The organism is Mycobacterium sp. IDUB_9 (assembly GCF_055419505.1).
The window spans coordinates 266,447-282,554 of the sequence record NZ_JBVAXU010000004.1 but is presented as its reverse complement, the minus strand read 5'-3'; the positions used below and the strand labels follow the sequence as shown (position 1 = coordinate 282,554).

The 16,108-nt window shown below is 66.5% G+C and carries 16 protein-coding genes; 8 read left to right on the top strand and 8 right to left on the bottom strand.

Going from position 1 to position 16,108, the window contains the following annotated elements:
- The first annotated feature begins 5 nt into the window (after window positions 1–5).
- Both ACZY08_RS19430 and ACZY08_RS19425 read left to right on the top strand, forming a co-directional pair.
- Window positions 6–1,580 carry a SulP family inorganic anion transporter gene (locus tag ACZY08_RS19430; RefSeq protein WP_463746250.1) on the top strand — a complete coding sequence of 525 codons (1,575 nt, stop codon included), beginning with the start codon at window positions 6–8 and terminating at the stop codon, window positions 1,578–1,580.
- Window positions 1,577–2,569 (top strand): patatin-like phospholipase family protein, encoded by a 993-nt coding sequence (locus tag ACZY08_RS19425; RefSeq protein WP_463746249.1) that lies wholly within the window; start codon window positions 1,577–1,579, stop codon window positions 2,567–2,569. The genes ACZY08_RS19430 and ACZY08_RS19425 overlap by 4 nt, the downstream gene beginning before the upstream one ends.
- 1 nt (window position 2,570) lies before the next feature.
- Here ACZY08_RS19425 and ACZY08_RS19420 read toward each other — a convergent pair whose 3' ends face one another.
- A complete protein-coding gene (locus tag ACZY08_RS19420) occupies window positions 2,571–3,428 on the bottom strand; it encodes a patatin-like phospholipase family protein (protein WP_463746248.1) in 858 nt (285 codons plus the stop codon).
- A gap of 46 nt (window positions 3,429–3,474) precedes the next feature.
- Window positions 3,475–4,329, bottom strand: a complete 855-nt coding sequence (locus ACZY08_RS19415) for a class II glutamine amidotransferase (RefSeq protein WP_463746247.1) — start codon at window positions 4,327–4,329, stop codon at window positions 3,475–3,477.
- Window positions 4,330–4,393: 64 nt separating this feature from the next.
- Between ACZY08_RS19415 and ACZY08_RS19410 the strand changes: the two genes are divergently transcribed.
- The gene (locus ACZY08_RS19410) at window positions 4,394–5,449 is read left to right on the top strand and encodes a zinc-binding dehydrogenase (protein ID WP_463746246.1); all 1,056 of its coding nucleotides are present in this window, start codon (window positions 4,394–4,396) and stop codon (window positions 5,447–5,449) included.
- Between the two features lie 61 nt (window positions 5,450–5,510).
- Here the strand turns inward: ACZY08_RS19410 and ACZY08_RS19405 are convergent, their stop codons facing one another.
- The gene (locus tag ACZY08_RS19405; RefSeq protein WP_463746245.1) at window positions 5,511–6,551 is read right to left on the bottom strand and encodes an NAD(P)H-dependent amine dehydrogenase family protein; all 1,041 of its coding nucleotides are present in this window, start codon (window positions 6,549–6,551) and stop codon (window positions 5,511–5,513) included.
- 67 nt (window positions 6,552–6,618) lie between these two features.
- Between ACZY08_RS19405 and ACZY08_RS19400 the strand changes: the two genes are divergently transcribed.
- Window positions 6,619–7,821, top strand: coding sequence for a lipid-transfer protein (locus ACZY08_RS19400; RefSeq protein ID WP_463746244.1), 1,203 nt, complete (start codon window positions 6,619–6,621; stop codon window positions 7,819–7,821).
- Between the two features lie 90 nt (window positions 7,822–7,911).
- Here the strand turns inward: ACZY08_RS19400 and ACZY08_RS19395 are convergent, their stop codons facing one another.
- Window positions 7,912–8,517, bottom strand: coding sequence for a TetR/AcrR family transcriptional regulator (locus tag ACZY08_RS19395; RefSeq protein WP_463746243.1), 606 nt, complete (start codon window positions 8,515–8,517; stop codon window positions 7,912–7,914).
- 62 nt (window positions 8,518–8,579) lie between these two features.
- On the opposite strand from ACZY08_RS19395, the gene ACZY08_RS19390 reads away from it, so the two are divergent.
- Complete coding sequence (locus ACZY08_RS19390) at window positions 8,580–9,410, top strand: alpha/beta fold hydrolase (protein WP_463746242.1); 831 nt, start codon at window positions 8,580–8,582, stop codon at window positions 9,408–9,410.
- Window positions 9,411–9,422: 12 nt separating this feature from the next.
- Here ACZY08_RS19390 and ACZY08_RS19385 read toward each other — a convergent pair whose 3' ends face one another.
- Window positions 9,423–11,045: a fatty acid--CoA ligase gene (locus ACZY08_RS19385; RefSeq protein WP_463746241.1), complete on the bottom strand. Its 1,623-nt coding sequence runs from the start codon at window positions 11,043–11,045 to the stop codon at window positions 9,423–9,425.
- 108 nt (window positions 11,046–11,153) lie between these two features.
- Between ACZY08_RS19385 and ACZY08_RS19380 the strand changes: the two genes are divergently transcribed.
- Window positions 11,154–11,465: a hypothetical protein gene (locus ACZY08_RS19380; RefSeq protein WP_463746240.1), complete on the top strand. Its 312-nt coding sequence runs from the start codon at window positions 11,154–11,156 to the stop codon at window positions 11,463–11,465.
- 3 nt (window positions 11,466–11,468) lie between these two features.
- Here the strand turns inward: ACZY08_RS19380 and ACZY08_RS19375 are convergent, their stop codons facing one another.
- From ACZY08_RS19375 to ACZY08_RS19365, 3 genes are all read right to left on the bottom strand, one after another.
- Window positions 11,469–11,783 carry a hypothetical protein gene (locus ACZY08_RS19375; RefSeq protein ID WP_463746239.1) on the bottom strand — a complete coding sequence of 105 codons (315 nt, stop codon included), beginning with the start codon at window positions 11,781–11,783 and terminating at the stop codon, window positions 11,469–11,471.
- A 136-nt stretch (window positions 11,784–11,919) separates the two neighbouring features.
- Complete coding sequence (locus ACZY08_RS19370) at window positions 11,920–13,281, bottom strand: cation:dicarboxylate symporter family transporter (protein WP_463746238.1); 1,362 nt, start codon at window positions 13,279–13,281, stop codon at window positions 11,920–11,922.
- Between the two features lie 109 nt (window positions 13,282–13,390).
- On the bottom strand, window positions 13,391–13,645 hold the full coding sequence (locus ACZY08_RS19365) for a hypothetical protein (RefSeq protein WP_463746237.1): 255 nt from the start codon (window positions 13,643–13,645) through the stop codon (window positions 13,391–13,393).
- Window positions 13,646–13,854: 209 nt separating this feature from the next.
- On the opposite strand from ACZY08_RS19365, the gene ACZY08_RS19360 reads away from it, so the two are divergent.
- A complete protein-coding gene (locus ACZY08_RS19360; RefSeq protein WP_463746236.1) occupies window positions 13,855–15,417 on the top strand; it encodes a sensor histidine kinase in 1,563 nt (520 codons plus the stop codon).
- Window positions 15,414–16,103 (top strand): response regulator, encoded by a 690-nt coding sequence (locus ACZY08_RS19355; protein ID WP_463746235.1) that lies wholly within the window; start codon window positions 15,414–15,416, stop codon window positions 16,101–16,103. Before ACZY08_RS19360 ends, ACZY08_RS19355 begins: the two co-directional genes overlap by 4 nt.
- Window positions 16,104–16,108 lie beyond the last annotated feature (5 nt).

Below are 16,108 nucleotides of genomic sequence, written 5' to 3'. Positions count from 1 at the left end.
CTGCGGTGGGCGATACTGCGAATGTGCGCGCGCCGGGAATTCTTCCGTACCAGCGCGCGTGGTTACGCGCCGACGTGGTGGCCGGGCTGGCAGCCGGGGCTGTCATCATCCCGCAGGCCATGGCATACGCGACCGTGGCCCGGATGCCGGTCCAGTTCGGCCTCTACACGTGCATGCTGCCGCTGGTCGTGTATGCGTTCATCGGAGGTTCGCGCACCGCGAGCGTCACCACGACGTCGACGATTGCCACGCTGAGCGCGTCGACCATGGTCGGCGCCGGCATCGCTGCGGGTTCGCCGGATGCGCAGTCGCACCTGATCACGCTGACGCTGTTGGTGGGCGCGCTCCTGCTGGCGGCACGGCTGCTGCGGCTCGGCACGATCATCGAGAACATCAACGAGGCCACGCTGCTCGGGCTCAAGGCGGGGGTGGGGTTGACTGTTGCCGCTGCCCAGATCCCCAAACTCCTTGGTGTGGAAGAGGATCCGCATGCCACCGGGTTCTTTCACATCATCTGGTCGGCGTTGCACCACATCGGCAACGCCAATCTTCCCACCGTGATGCTGTCCATCGTCACGATCACTCTGTTGCTGCTGATCGGCAAGTTCGCGCCGCTGGTGCCGGGCCCGCTGGTTGTGGTGGTGCTCGGTATCGCGCTGGCCGTGGTCGGCGGGTTGCCCTCGATGGGCGTGCAGTTGATCCCCGAGGTGCCACGCGGAATACCCCTGCCCGCGCTGCCTGCCTTCGACCACATCGGGCACCTGATTCCGGGCGCATTGGCCATCGCCATGATGGCGTTCCTCGAAACCGTCGCGGTGGCACGCGGCGTTCGCCGGGCCGACGAACCGCAGGTCGATGCCGATCGTGAGCTCGCCGCCAACAGTATTGCCGCACTGGTCAGTTCGTTCTTCCACTCGCTGCCGCCCGCCGGCGGGTTCTCGCAGACCGGCATGAACCTGCGCGCCGGCGCCCGTTCCCAGATGTGCGGCCTGGTCACCGCGGCACTGGCTGTGCTGGTCGCGGTGTTCCTGGCGCCCGCGCTGTCTGAGCTGCCGCAGGCGACGCTGGGTGCCATGGTGCTGGTCGCCGTGCTCGGCCTCATCGACATCGGCGCCCTGCAGCGGCTCTACCGGTTCGACAAGCTCGAATTCAGTCTGGCGGCGATCGTCGGGGTGTTCGGCCTGACCGTCGGACTGCTGCCCGCCGTCGCAGCCGGGGTCCTGCTGACCCTGTACTTCGTGCTGCGCGAAGCCAACCGTGCACATATTGTGCAGGTCAGCGCCCAGCCGCTGGTCTTGAGATTCGACCTCGGCCTGTACACCGCCAACCTGCGGGCGAACATCGACGCCGTTCTCACGAAGGTCGCGGCCGCTGAACCGCGGCCGGATGTCGTGGTGCTCGACCTGTCCCGGCTGCCGTGGCTGACGTCGACGATCCTCGACGGCCTGCGCGATCTGGAATCGCAGACCGGCGTCGAGGTGCACTACACCGGTCTGCGTAGCGACCTGCACCAGATGGCGAAGCGCTGGCCGTGGTGGCAGCAGGTGGAAAGCCAGGGGCGTTACACCGACAGCCCATGATCCAGAATGGACGTATGCGTGTTGCTCTGGCCCTCGGCAGTGGTGGGGCTCGTGGTTACGCGCACATCGGGGTGATCAACGAACTGTGCGATCGCGGTTACGAGGTCGTCGGGGTGTCCGGGTCGTCGATGGGTGCGCTGGTCGGCGGACTGCATGCGGCGGGCAAGCTCGACGAGTTCTCGGACTGGGCGCGGACCCTGACGCAGCGGGCGGTGTTGCGGCTGCTCGATCCGTCGATCAGCGCGGCCGGCATCCTGCGGGCCGAGAAGATCCTCGACGCGGTCCGCGACATCATCGGCGAGGCCACGATCGAGGAACTGCCCATCCCCTACACGGCGGTCGCGACAGACCTGGTCGCGGGCAAGTCGGTGTGGCTGCAGCGCGGCCCGTTGGATTCGGCGATCCGGGCGTCGATCGCGATCCCCGGCGTGATCGCGCCGCACGTGCTCGACGGCCGGTTGCTCGGCGACGGTGGCATCCTCGACCCGCTGCCGATGGCCCCCATCGCAGCGGTCAATGCGGATCTGACCATCGCGGTCAGCGTCTCGGGAAGCGAACCCAGCACATCGGCGGACCGAGCCGGCGCCGAACCGCGGCCCACCACCGAATGGCTGAATCGCATGTTGCGCAGCACCTCAGCGGTGCTCGACACCGCCTCGGTGCGCAGCGTGCTGGATCGGCCCACGGCCCGCGCGGTGCTCAGCCGATTCGGCGCTTCGATGCCGGAGACCGACGAAGACGTCGACCCGGGCAGCGCTCTGCCGGAGCTGCCCGAAACCGCTGGGGTTCCGCGTCTCGGCAGTTTCGAGGTGATGTACCGGACCATCGACATCGCACAGGCAGCGTTGGCCCGGCACACCCTGGCGGCCTATCCTCCCGACCTGCTGATCGAGGTGCCGCGCACGGTGTGCCGCAGTCTGGAATTCAACCGTGCCGCCGAAGTGATCGCGATCGGGCAGGAACTGACCGCCCGTGCGCTCGACGGCTGAATCAGCCCGCCAGGAAAGCAGCGACCTCAGCCGCCACGCGCCGCCCCTGAGCCCGGCCGGCGTGCGCCGAAGGTACCCGGCAGTCCGGGTCGAGCGGATTCTTGCCGAAGGCGGACAGGGACTCGTCGTCGGCGAAGATCCCCAGCGACCGTCCGGCAAAACCGTCGACCTCCTCGGCGGCGCCCGCGCCGAACGGGGACGGCGTCGAGCGGCCCTGCGGAACCAGCGCCACCGCAGTGTCGCAGTCGCCGGCCAGCGCCATGTTGACCGCGCTTCCGATGCCGCCGTCCATGAACCGGCGACCGCCGATCGTCACCACGGGCCACACCGCGGGCACCGCACAGCTGGCTTCGACGGCGTCAACCAGCGACACTCCCGAGTCCCGGTCGAGCGTCACCAGTTCGCCGGTGTCGATGTCGATGGCCGAGATCCGCAGCACCCGCGCCGGCCAGTCACGCGATGGCAGGCGCGCTTCGATCACTTTGCGCCGCACTGCCGGGTCGATCGTGGCGGTGTCCAGCGCCACGGCACCGATCTGCTGCAGCTTCTGCGCCTTGCTGGTGTTGGTTGTCAGCATGGCTTTGACGAAGAGGTCGGTGACCGTGTCGATGCTCGTCCCGGGGTCGAGCTCGGCCGATCCGGTGCCGACCTGACGCTCGAACAGCTCCTCCAGCGTCAGCCCGCTGCCGAGCTGCGCCGACACCGTCGACCCCGCCGACGTGCCCACCAGCACGTCGGACGCGAGTAGTGCGTCGGCAGTTTCGGGAGATTCGTCGGCGATGCCCTGCAGGATGCCGGTCTCCCAGGCAATGCCTGCGATACCGCCACCGGCGAGCACCAGTGCACGTTTGGAAGTCACGACAGTCGAGTGTGCCAGGGCCCCGGATCAGGCTGGTAAGTCGCAGCTAAGCATGCTGCGACGCTGCCGCCTGCGCGGACAGGTCGTCGCGGTGCAGGAGGTGGCGCGGCGGGGCCGGAAACGCCCGTTGACGTTCGATCCGCAGATCTGCGTCGACGTGTACGAGTTCACCGGGGGTGACGAGCTGCCAGTCCTCACCGTCCATCGGTTCGCTGGCGAACACTACCGACGGCTGCGAGGTCAGGTTCTCGGATTCGGCGCGGATCCGCCGGCTTCTCAGGCGTAGACGCCCTTGTGCCGGGTGTCTGCGGTCGAGCAGATACAACTCGTGAGTGTCCGGGTAGCGCAAGGCCCACATGTCGGTGGCCGTGCTCAGTAGGAGGTTGACGGCGTAGATCGGCACGTTGTCGGCCAGCCAGCCGATGGCGTGCACGATGCCCGCGCCGACGTCGCCGTTGTGCGCTCGGACGGCGGCGGTGATGAGCGCGAAGACGCGTTCGGAGTCGGTCTGGCCTTTGACCAGGTCTGTCACTCCCAGTTCGTGTATCCGGCCGTCCAGGTCATCCAGACCTTCGACCACGCCGTTGTGCGCGAAGATCCGGCCATCTTGGACGAAGGGATGGGTGTTCACCGGATCCAACGACCCGGTCGACGCATAGCGGACGTGCGCGATGAAGGTTGTCGCGGTGACATCGTGTGCCTCAGTGGCGAATTCGGAATCCTGCCACGCCGCCACGGGCTCCTTGTGCACCACTGCGACGCCGTCGGCCCCGAATACGCCGAGACCGGTACCGTCGGGATTGTGGCGGCTCTGCTCGGCAAGGTTGTCCGGTGCATCCAGCAACCAGAAGGTCGCCGGCACCGACTGGCGGCCGGCGTGCAGGCCGAACAATCGGCACATCGCCTCAACCCACCCGATCAAGTGCCATGATGCGGATAGTAACCGGGTAGACGAGGGGAACGCCATGACAACAGATCTTGGGCCGACCATGCGGGCCGAGCGGTTCTACGCGGACACCAAACGAGTTGTGGTAGAGGATGTTCCGATTCCCGAGCCGGGTCCGGGCGAGGTTCTGGTCAAGGTGGCGTTCTGCGGGATCTGCCATTCCGACCTGAGCCTGATCAACGGCACCTTCCCCGCGCAGGCCCCGGTGGTCACGCAGGGCCATGAGGCGTCGGGCACCATCGCCAGGCTCGGACCGGGCGTCACGGGCTGGTCCGAAGGCGACCGCGTCATCGTCGCCGCCGGGCGGCCGTGCATGGATTGCCCCAACTGCCGGCGCGGCGATATCGCCAACTGCATGCGAATCCGGTTGATGGCCTTCGCCTATGACGGGGCGTGGGCCGAATACACCTTGGCGCAGGCGGTGGGGCTGACGCGGGTTCCGGACAATGTGCCGCTGGAGCAGGCCGCAATCCTGGCCGACGCGGTGTCGACGCCGTACGGCGCGGTGGTTCGTACCGGCAAGGTCGGTATCGGCGAGTCGGTCGGCGTGTGGGGCCTGGGCGGCGTCGGCACCCACATCGCGCAGTTGGCCAGGCTGGTGGGTGCAGTGCCGGTGGTGGCCGTCGACATCAAACCCGAGGTGCTCGAGCGGTCCCTGGAACTCGGTGCCGACTATGCGTTCGACGCCGGCGACGAGCGGCTGGGTGAAAAGATCGCCGACGTCACCGGCGGCCGCGGGCTGGATGTGGCATTCGATGCGGTGGGCCTCAAGTCGACGTTCGAGCAGGCGCTGGGCCAACTGACGGTCGGCGGCCGGCTGGTCGCGGTCGGGATGAGCGCCCAGGAACCCACGATCGGACCGACGTCGATGTTCGGCCTGACCCAGAAGCAGGTACTCGGCCACCTGGGGTATCAGAACGTCGACATCTCCACGTTGGCGACGCTGGTCTCGTTGGGCAGGCTGGACCTGTCCCGCTCGATCAGCGAGATCGTGTCACTGGAGGACATCGCATCGGGTATCGACAAGCTGGAGCGTCAGGAGGGCAACCCGATCCGGATCCTGGTGCGGCCGTAGGGTCTCCGTACGCCGACTCTGAAGATATGTGCGAGTTCTCGGCGATTGTTCGCACGCAAGCTCAGGTTCGGCGCGCTTTGCCTGTGATGAGCGGCAGATCCGGGTAGGTGACGACACCGGGTTCGGCCGCGCACACCGCGGGGACCGAGTTGACGCAGTGCGCAGCGGTGGCGACGACACCGGACTCCGGGCCCTCCTCCCCCGCCTCGGACTGGAAGCCCTTGATGATGACCGTGAAGTCCGGGTTTCCGCGGACCTCCATCTCGTAGCGTTGCCCGGCCGGACCGAAAGTCCATGCCGGGTCGAGGTTTTCCTCGCCCATCAGCCAGTTGACCGTGACACGGACGACCGGCTCGCCGTCGACGAGGGCCTCCCAGTGGAACTTACGAGCGGCGACCTGGCCGGGTTCGATCACGCCGATCGGCGAGTCGATGGGCGCGGTGGCCACGGCGATCTCCTGGGTGGCGCGGACCCGTGGATCGATCTTGAACCCCACCTGATCCACGATCATCTTGACGGCCTGGATGAAGCCGCCGTCGAGCATCTTCTGCATCGGTCCACTCAGCGCGGTGTCGGGCGTGCCGCCGAATCCCATGACGTGGCGCACCACATCGGGCGCGTCATACGTACGCAGATCGGAAAACTCTTCGGCCCGAACGAAGTTCACCCCGGTGGCCATCGCGGAGAAAACCAGCGGGAACTTCTCGCTGATTCCGCCCGGCGCGATGCCGGTGCCGTGCAACGTGGCGTTGCCTTCCAGCGCGGCGGCCCGCATCGGCGCGGCCTGCTTCTCGCTCGGGTACAGCCAGCCGACGGGGGTGATGACGTTCTTGCCCGAGCGCAGCAGCGCGGCGACCTCGTCGGCGTTGGGGATCAGCGGCGAGTAGATCACCGCGTCGGCGTCCAGCGCCAGGATCTCTTCGGCGCTGTTGGTGGCGGTGATGCCGAGCGGTTCGGCGCAGATGAGCTCGCCGACGTCCTTACCGTTCTTGGCGTCCGAGTGCACCCAGCAGCCGACCAGTTCCAGGTCGGGATGTTCGAGTACGCCCTTGATCGCGGCCACGCCGACTCCACCGGTTGCCCACTGCACGACTTTGAGCACGACGCACCCTTTCGAACAAACTAGAACGTGTTCCAACTATCTCTACACCACGGAAACCGTGATCTGTATGTTTCTGGGCATGGCTAACAAAGTTTTCGTCGTCGGTGTGGGGATGACGAAGTTCGAGAAACCCGGACGGCGCGAGGGTTGGGACTACCCGGACATGGCGCGGGAATCGGGCACCAAGGCGTTGGAGGACGCCGGAATCTCCTATGACCAGGTGCAGCAGGGCTATGTCGGGTATTGCTCAGGTGATTCCACCTCGGGGCAGCGCGCGCTGTACGAGCTGGGCATGACGGGCATTCCGATCGTCAACGTCAACAACAACTGTTCCACCGGTTCGACCGCGCTTTACCTCGCTGCACAGGCGATTCGCGGTGGACTGGCCGATTGCACGATGGCGCTGGGCTTCGAGAAGATGCAGCCCGGTTCGCTGGGCGGCGGCGCGCAGGACCGCGAGTCTCCCCTCGGCAAGCACGTCAAGGCGCTGGCCGAGATCGACGAGTTCGCCTTCCCCGTCGCGCCGTGGATGTTCGGCGCCGCCGGCCGCGAGCACATGAAGAAGTACGGCACCACCGCCGAGCACTTCGCGAAGATCGGCTACAAGAACCACAAGCATTCGGTGAACAACCCGTACGCGCAGTTCCAGGACGAGTACACCCTCGACGACATCCTGGGCGCCAAGATGATCTCCGATCCGCTGACCAAGCTGCAGTGCTCCCCCACCTCCGACGGGTCGGGCGCGGCGATCGTGGCCAGCGAGGCGTTCGTCGACAAGCACGGGCTGGCCGCCCAGGCCGTCGAGATCGTCGGGCAGTCGATGACCACCGACTTCGCCTCGACCTTCGATGGCAGCGCCAAAAATGTGATCGGTCACGACATGAATGTGCAAGCCGCCCAGCAGGTTTACGCGAAGTCCGGCCTCGGCCCGGAAGATTTTCAGGTCATCGAGCTGCACGATTGCTTCTCGGCCAACGAACTGCTGCTGTACGAGGCCCTGGGCCTGTGTGGCGAGGGTGAGGCGCCGCGACTGATCGACAACGGCGACACCACCTACGGCGGCCGCTGGGTGGTCAACCCGTCCGGTGGGCTGATCTCGAAGGGCCATCCGTTGGGTGCGACGGGCCTGGCCCAGTGCTCCGAGCTGACCTGGCAGTTGCGCGGCACCGCCGACAAGCGGCAGGTCGACGGCGTCACCGCGGCCCTGCAGCACAACATCGGGCTCGGCGGCGCAGCCGTCGTGACGGCCTACCAGCGCGCCGAGCGCTAACCACCTCGCCCGCGAAACGGCATTCCAGCAGGCCCGTTCTCGAACTTTTCCTGCTGGAATGCCGTTTCGGCGACTGAGTCGCGGGAGAAACTAGCCCGCCAGCATCGCGTCGATCAGGCGGCGTAACACCTGCCTGATCTCGCGGCGGGCTTTCTTCGGGTCCTCGGCGGTGGCGATGGCCATGGCCGCCTCGTCGAGAGCGCCGATCAGCACGTGCGCCAGTGCCCGGACCGGCTGCCGGGCGAGCTGGCCCGCCTTGATCGCCTCGCTCAAAAGCTGCTCGGTCATCCCCAGGCTGTAGCGCTGGGCGACGTCACGGAAACCGGCCCAACCGAGGACGCTCGGCGCGTCGAGCAAGATCAACTGCCGCACCTCGGGGTCACCGGACACCTCCAGCCAGGCGTCGACCGCGGCCCGGATCGCGTCGGCCGGTGACGTCGCGCCCGACGCGGCCACCGCCTCCGCCAACCGGACCATCACATCCTGCTCGACCACCTCCGCCACCGCCAGGAAAAGCGCTGCCTTGTCGGCGAATTGGTGATACATCGCGCCGCGGGTCACCCCGGCGGCCGTCGCGATCTCGGGCGTGCCGACGTCGGCGTAACCCCGTTCGCCCCACAGTCGCCGGGCGGCCGAGATCAACGCCTCGCGGGTCGCCGCGGAGCGTTCCTCCTGGGTACGTCTCTTGATTTCCATACACCCTGTTGGTAAGTTACGGACACGCTGTTTGTAAATGTGTATCGAGCCAGGAGTCATCCATGTCGATCATTGAGATTAACGCCGGAACCATCCATTACGAGGAATTCGGACCAACCGACGGCAGGCCGGTCGTCTTCGTCCACGGCTACATGATGGGCGGTCAGTTGTGGCGGCAGGTCAGCTCGCAGCTGGCCGAGCGCGGCCTGCGCTGCATCGTCCCGACCTGGCCGTTGGGCGCGCATCCCGAACCCCTGCGGCCCGGTGCCGACCGCAGCATCCACGGGATGGCCGACGTCGTCGCAGACACCCTGGCAGCACTGGATCTGCAGGACGTCGTACTGGTCGGAAATGACACCGGCGGAGTGGTCACGCAGCTCGTTGCGGTGCACCATCCGGACCGCATCGGTGCGCTGGTGCTGACGAGTTGCGATGCGTTCGAACACTTTCCGCCTCCCATCCTCAAGCCGGTGATCCTGGCCGCGCGGTCCAGGGCGCTGTTCCGCGTGGGCACCCAGGCCATGCGGATCCCCGTGGTGCGCCGACGAGCTTTCGCCGGGCTGGCGCACTCGAACATCGATGCGTTCACCCGCGAGTGGGTGCGGACCGCGCTGTCGAACCCCGCGATCGTCGAGGATCTCCGGCAGTTCTCCCTGTCCCTGCGTGCCGAGGTCACCACCGAAGTGGCCGCGCGGCTGTCGGAATTCGACAAGCCGACGCTCATCGCGTGGTCGGCCGATGATTTGTTCTTCGAACTCGGTGACGGCGAGCGGCTCGCCGACATCATTCCGAACGCGCGGTTCGAGGTCATCGACGGTGCACGCACGTACTCGATGGTCGACCGGCCGGACCGCCTAGCCGACCTGCTCTCGTCGATCGCCGTGCGCGCCTAGTCTCGCGAGCGCCTAAAGGGTGACCACCTCGTAGGCACCGTCGGCGTGCCGGGCCCGGATGGTCTTCTTGTCGTATTTGCCGACGCTGGTGCGCGGCACCTGCTCGACGAAGGTCCACCGTTCTGGCAGCCACCACCGAACTACCTTGTCCGCCAGGAATTCCCGCAGTTCGGCCGGATCCGCCGAGGCACCCTCGTGCAGCACCACGACTGCCAACGGGCGTTCCTGCCAGCGCTCGTCGGGCACCCCGACAACGGCCGCCTCCAGCACCGCCGGGTGAGCAATGAGGTGGTTCTCCAACTCCACCGAGGAGATCCACTCGCCGCCGGATTTGATGACGTCCTTGGCCCGGTCGGTCAGCGTCACGTAACCCTGCCGATCGATCGAGCCGACATCGCCGGTGCGCAGCCACCCGGTGTCGAACTTCTCGGCGTCGCGGCCCAGGTAATACGCCCCGGTGATCCACGGACCACGGACTTCCAGTTCGCCGACCGCGGCACCGTCGCTGGGCAACGCGTCGCCCTCGTCGTCGACGACACGCACCTCCACCCCGCACATCGGCCTGCCCTGGCTGACCCGCATCTGCCACTGCCGTTCCTCGGACACCCCGGGCAGCGGCTTGGCCACCGTGGCCAGCGGCGAGGTCTCGGTCATCCCCCAGGCCTGCTGGATGTAGACGCCGTAGGTCTCCTGGAAGGTCTGCATCAGTGAGAGTGGCACTGCCGAACCACCACAGGCCACCAACCGCAGCGACGAAATATCGTGTCCCGGATTGCTTTCCAGGCAGTGCATGACGTCGTTCCAGATGGTCGGCACCGCACCGGCCAGCGTCGGGCGCTGCGTTTCGATCAGGTCGATCAGCGACGCTCCGTCCATGAACCGGTCGGGCATCACCACGTTGGCGCCGGCCATCAGGGCCGCATACGGCAGCCCCCATGCATTGGCGTGGAACATCGGCACGATCGGCAATACGGTGTCACTGCAGCTGACGTCGAGCGCGTTGCCGGTGCAGGTACTCAGTGCGTGCAGGTAGCTCGACCGGTGGCTGTACACCACACCTTTCGGGTTTCCGGTGGTACCGCTCGTGTAACACATTGCCGCCGCGGAGTTTTCGTCGATCTCAGGCCAGTCGAACTCGGTGGGCTGCGCGGCCAGCAGCTCGTCCCAGCGCACGACGGTCACACCTTGCAACGCGTCCACGTCACCGTCGCCCACCACGATCACGGTGTGCACGGTCTCGGCCAGGGGCAGCACGGGGGCCAGCAGCGGGACCAGAGATGCGTCGGCGATCACGACGCCGTCGGCCGCCTCGTTGGCGATGTAGGCGATCTGTTCGGGCGACAGCCGGATGTTCAGCGTGTGCAGCACCGCACCCATCGCAGGCACCGCGAGATAGGCGGCGAGGTGTTCGGTGTTGTTCCACATGAACGTTCCGACGCGCTGGTCACCGTCGACCCCGAGCCCGCGCAGGGCATGGGCCAGTTGAGCCGCCTGCGCGCCCAGCTCCTGATAGCTGATCGTGCGGTAACGGCCCCCGCCGCCTGCCGTGGTCACGGTCCGGTCCCCGTTGACCCCGCAGGCATGCCGCAGGATCGCGGTGATCGTCAGTGGCCAATCTTGCATGGTGCTGTTCACGGGCGCGATGCTATGCGCTCGACGTTCGGCGGCGGTGGGAACGAATCGAATTCCCAGAACGATGTATGTAGGGGAAGATGGACTGACCACGACGGAAGGACTAGTCCGATGCGCACGAAGTCGCTGTTGGCGGCAGTCGGGCTGGCTGCGTTGGGCGTGGCGGGCGCGTCGTCCGCGGTGGCCTCGGCCGAGGAAACCGCGCAGGAGACGATCAGCCGTCTGCAGTCGGAGGGCTACACCGTCACCATCGACAAGATCGGCACGGCGCCGCTGGACCAGTGCACGGTCACCAGCGTTCGTAACCCCCGACAGGTTTCCCAGTTGGTGCCCTACGTCGGGCCGGGCCTCGGCGGCGATCGCATCCTGGTGCCGTCAGTTACCAGCCAGACCGTGTCGGTGTCGCTGAACTGTCAGCGCTGACGGTCACTTCGAACAGTCCAGCGACACCGTGATGGTGCGCCGCACCACGACGGGTACGAGGTCGAATTCGGACTTGCCGTTCTTGCCGAACCGCTCGACGCGGATGAGTCTCGTCTGGGTTTGTGGGTTGCGAACACTGGTGACGATGCACTGATCCAGCGGCGCACTGCCCACCCGGTCGATGTTGACCTGAAAGCCCTGGGCTTCCAGCAGCCCGATCGTTTCGATCGCGGAGTCGGCGTATGCCGGGCCGGCCGTCGCGAGAAGTGTGCCTATAGCCGCCCCCGACGCGGCGAGCATGATGATTGATGCCCGCATGGTCGTGTCTTCTTTCTCAAAGCCCCGCACTCACCTTGTCGGTGATGCCCTCACCCTTGTTACGTGCTGGAACGGTTGCGAGTTCAATGCGAAAGGCCCCGGCCGGATTTCCCGGCCGGGGCCTTTCGCCCGGTGACTACGCGCGGGCCGGTTCGGGCATGCGGTCCGAGTGGTCGTTGACCATGGTGAGTTCGTCGAACGGATCGTCACCGCGCAGCACCGCATCGACCTTGGCCTTGTCCACGGTGTGCGTCCACGAGCCGACGAGCAGGGTCGCCACCGCATTGCCGGAGAAGTTGGTGACCGCGCGGGCCTCGGACATGAACCGGTCGATCCCGACGATCAGGCCGACCCCGTCGAGCAGATCGGGGCGGTGGGCCTGCAATCCGCCGGCCAACGTGGCCAATCCGGCGCCCGTCACACCCGCCGCCCCCTTCGACGCGACGATCATGAACACCAGTAGGCCGATCTGCTGCCCGACGGACATCGGGGCGCTCATCGCATCCGCGATGAACAACGCCGCCATGGTCAGGTAGATCGCGGTGCCGTCGAGGTTGAACGAATATCCGGTCGGCACAACGACACCGACAGTGCTGCGGTCGACGCCCAGGTGCTCCATCTTCGCAATGAGGCGTGGCAGCGCCGACTCCGACGAGGACGTCGAGAAGATCAGCAGGTACTCGCGGGCCAGGTACCGCACCAGTTTGAAGATGGATACTCCCGACACCGCGCGCAGCAGTGCGCCTAGCACACCGAACACGAACAGCACACAAGTCACATAGAAGCCCAGCATCAGGGTCAGCAGCTGGGTGACGGCGGTCCAGCCGGTCTGCCCGACGACGTTGGCGATCGCGCCGAACGCTCCGATGGGCGCCAGCCACAGGATCATGATCAGCACCTTGAACACGAGCTTCTGCAGGTACTCGATGCCGCGCAGGATCGGTTCACCATTGCTGCCCATGCCCTGCAGCGCGAAGCCGACCAGCAGCGCCACGAACAAGGCCTGAAGCACACTCCCGGCTGTCAGCGAGGAGAACAACGTCTCGGGGATGATGCCCTGGACGAAGTCCATGAGTCCGCCGGCCTCATGTGCCTTTTCCGCGAGCTCGGCGCCTTTGCCTGCCGAGCTCTCGGACAGGTGCATGCCGCTGCCCGGGTGGATCAGGTTGCCGACCACCAGACCGATGGTCAGCGCGATCGTGGACATCACCAGGAAGTAGCCGAAGGCCAGGCCACCGACCTTCCCGACGGTCGCGGCCTTGCGTACCGAGCCGATCCCCAACACGATCGTGCAGAAGATGATGGGGCCGATCATCATCTTGATCAGGTTGACGAACATGGTGCCCAGCACGCCCACGCTCCTGCCGACCTCGGGTGCCACAAGCCCCACGATCACGCCGATGACGACGGCCGCGATGACTGCGATGTAGAGCCAATGGGTGCGGTCCCGCCGAGCCGGCGCTGCCGGTTCGGGGTGCGGTTCTACGGACACGTTCATCGGTGCCACCTCCAGGTCGGGATCTTCGAATGCGCTCTACAAGCACCTTCGACCATAGGGTGATCCAGGTCACGCTTTAGTTCATTACGTTCATGCAGCGAGGGATTGCTCAGATACCGGTGCAGAGCGAGACAAACGGAATGGGTGCGCAGATGCCCACCGAGAAGTAGGGCGTGATGTCGCCGTTCCATGCCGGAGGTGGGGGTGGTGGGGGTGGCGGGGGCGGTGGCAACGCGGCCGCCACGCAGGTGTTCGAAGGTGGGTCGAACACGGTGCCCACTCCGCACTCGGTGGCATTGCCGACCGCCGGGGAAACAGCCGTCACCACTGCCATTGACGCAACCGCGGCCGTGACGACGGTCATCAAGCGATGAATGATGCAGCCCATCGCAGGCCTCCCTTGGATCTGCCCTCGACCCCTGCCTACGGTCCGAGTCTACGACTCTGCGCACGCCGATATCACCCCCAAATTGACGATGGGGAAGACGGCGGAGGATGCCCAAGCGAGCCCGCTACCAGGGGCATCTGGGTCATGATCTTGGTAGTTCTCGACGTTCACAATCCGGAGGTGCGGTGACGCGTTGGTGGCGGCAGCTGCCGGGCCGGGCCTGGCCACGCTCGCTGGCCGGGCAGGCCATCGCGCTGCAGGTCCTGGTGGTCGCGATGGTGGTGCTGGCCGGCACGGCGCTGGCGCTTGTCGATGCGCGCCGCGACGGTGAGGACGCGGCCCGACAGCAGGTGATCGGTATCGCCACCGCTCTGGCCGATTCCCCGTCGACTGCAGAGGCCATCGAATCCGGCACTGCGACAAAGGTTCTGCAGCCGGCTACTGAAGCGGTACGCACCAACACCGGCATCGCGTTCATCACCGTCATGGCCCCGGACGGCATCCGGTTCACCCATACCGATCCCAGTCAGATCGGCGGACATTACCTGGGCACGGTCGAGCCCGCGTTGCGCGGCGAGACATTCAGCGAGGTCTATACCGGGACGCTGGGACCCTCGGTGCGCGCGATCGCACCGGTGCGTGGTCGCGACGGGCGCATCGTCGGGCTGGTGTCGGCCGGGATCACCCAGCAGACCCTGGGGCAGCGCTGGCGCGCACAGTTCCCGGCGATCGCGGCGGTGACCCTTGCCGCACTGGCAATTTCACTGATCGGAGTGTGGGCGATCCGGCGCAGGCTGTTGCGCCAGACCCGCGGCCTTCGGCCCGACGAACTGCGCCTCATGTACGACCACCATGACGCGATCCTGCATTCGGTGTCGGAGGGGCTCATCGTGCTCGATCGCGACGGTGTGGCGCTGGCCAATGACGAAGCCCGCCGGCTGCTGGGCCTGGCATCCGGGCCCGTGCAGACGCAGGACCTGCCGCAGTTTCTGCGACGCGCCGATCCCGGAGCGCGAGACGAATTACACGTCACCGCCGACCGGGTGCTGGTGGTCAACCGCGCCTGGGTCCCCAACGTCGGTTCGGAGGTCGTCACGATCCGTGATCGCACCGAACTGCAGGGCGCCCTGGGCGAACTCAGCTCGCTGCAGGTCCTGACAGACTCGTTGCGGGCACAGGCGCACGAGTCGGCGAACAAATTGCACACCGTGGTCACCATGGTGGAGATGGGCCGGCCCGAGGACGCGGTTCGATTCGCCACCAGCGAGTTGGAGTTGTCGCAACGCCTGGTGGACCGGCTGTCACTGGCCGTCGGCGAACCGGCCCTCGTGGCCCTGCTCCTCGGCAAGACAGCTCAGGCGGACGAACGCGGTATCGCGCTGACGGTCACCGAGGACACCCAGTTGTCCGCCCAGGCCGTACTCTCCGGACAGGAGATGGTGACGGTGCTGGGTAATCTCATCGACAATGCGATGGATGCGTGTGACCGTGAGGATCCGTGGATCGAGGTCACAGTGAGCCAGGACGATGGCGAGTTGTTGATCCGGGTCGCCGACAGTGGGCCCGGCATGGACCCGGATACCTTCGAAAAGGCCATGCAGCGTGGATATTCCACGAAATCCGCCGACACGTCCGGTCACGGGCTGGGGCTGGCGCTGGTGGCCCAGGTGATTCGCAAGCATGGCGGGACGCTGCGTGCCGACGTCACCTACGGTTCAGTCGTGACCGCAACGGTGCCGAACAGATGATCAACGTCCTCATCGTCGAGGACGATCCGTTGATCGCCGAGGCCCACCAGACCTATCTCGGTCGTCTGGAAGGGTTTTCGGTGGCGGCGGTGGCACACACCGCCCGGGACGCGATGCGGGCGGCGGCCGAGGCCGTGACGTCTGAGCATCCCGTCGACCTGGTACTGCTGGATATCGGATTGCCCGACGCCAGCGGAATCTCCTTGGCATCCGGGCTTTCCGGGTTACGGCCCGCACCCGACATCATTGCGATCACCTCCGAGCGCGATCTGGAGATGGTGCGCGCCGCCGTGGCCCACGGCGCGTTGGCCTACCTGCTGAAACCGTTCACCTTCGCGGCATTTCGCGATCGGTTGGAACGGTACCGCCGTTATCGCTCGGCGCTGCCGTCGGGAACCGATGCCGCCAGCCAGGCCGAGGTTGACCGGGCATTGGCCGAATTACGGGTTGCCACAGATAGATCCACCGCACCCAAAGGCGCGGCGCCGCAGACCACCGAGGGAATTGCCGCCGCTGTGCGCGACGATCCCGACGGCCTGACCGCCGACGAGGCGGCCAAGCGAGTCGGAGTGTCGCGGGTGACGGCGTGGCGCTATCTCGAGCGTCTGGCCGATGAAGGCACCGTGCTCCGCAAAACGGAGTACGGCAAGGCCGGACGGCCGCGCACTCGCTATCGGTGGCGCTGAATCAG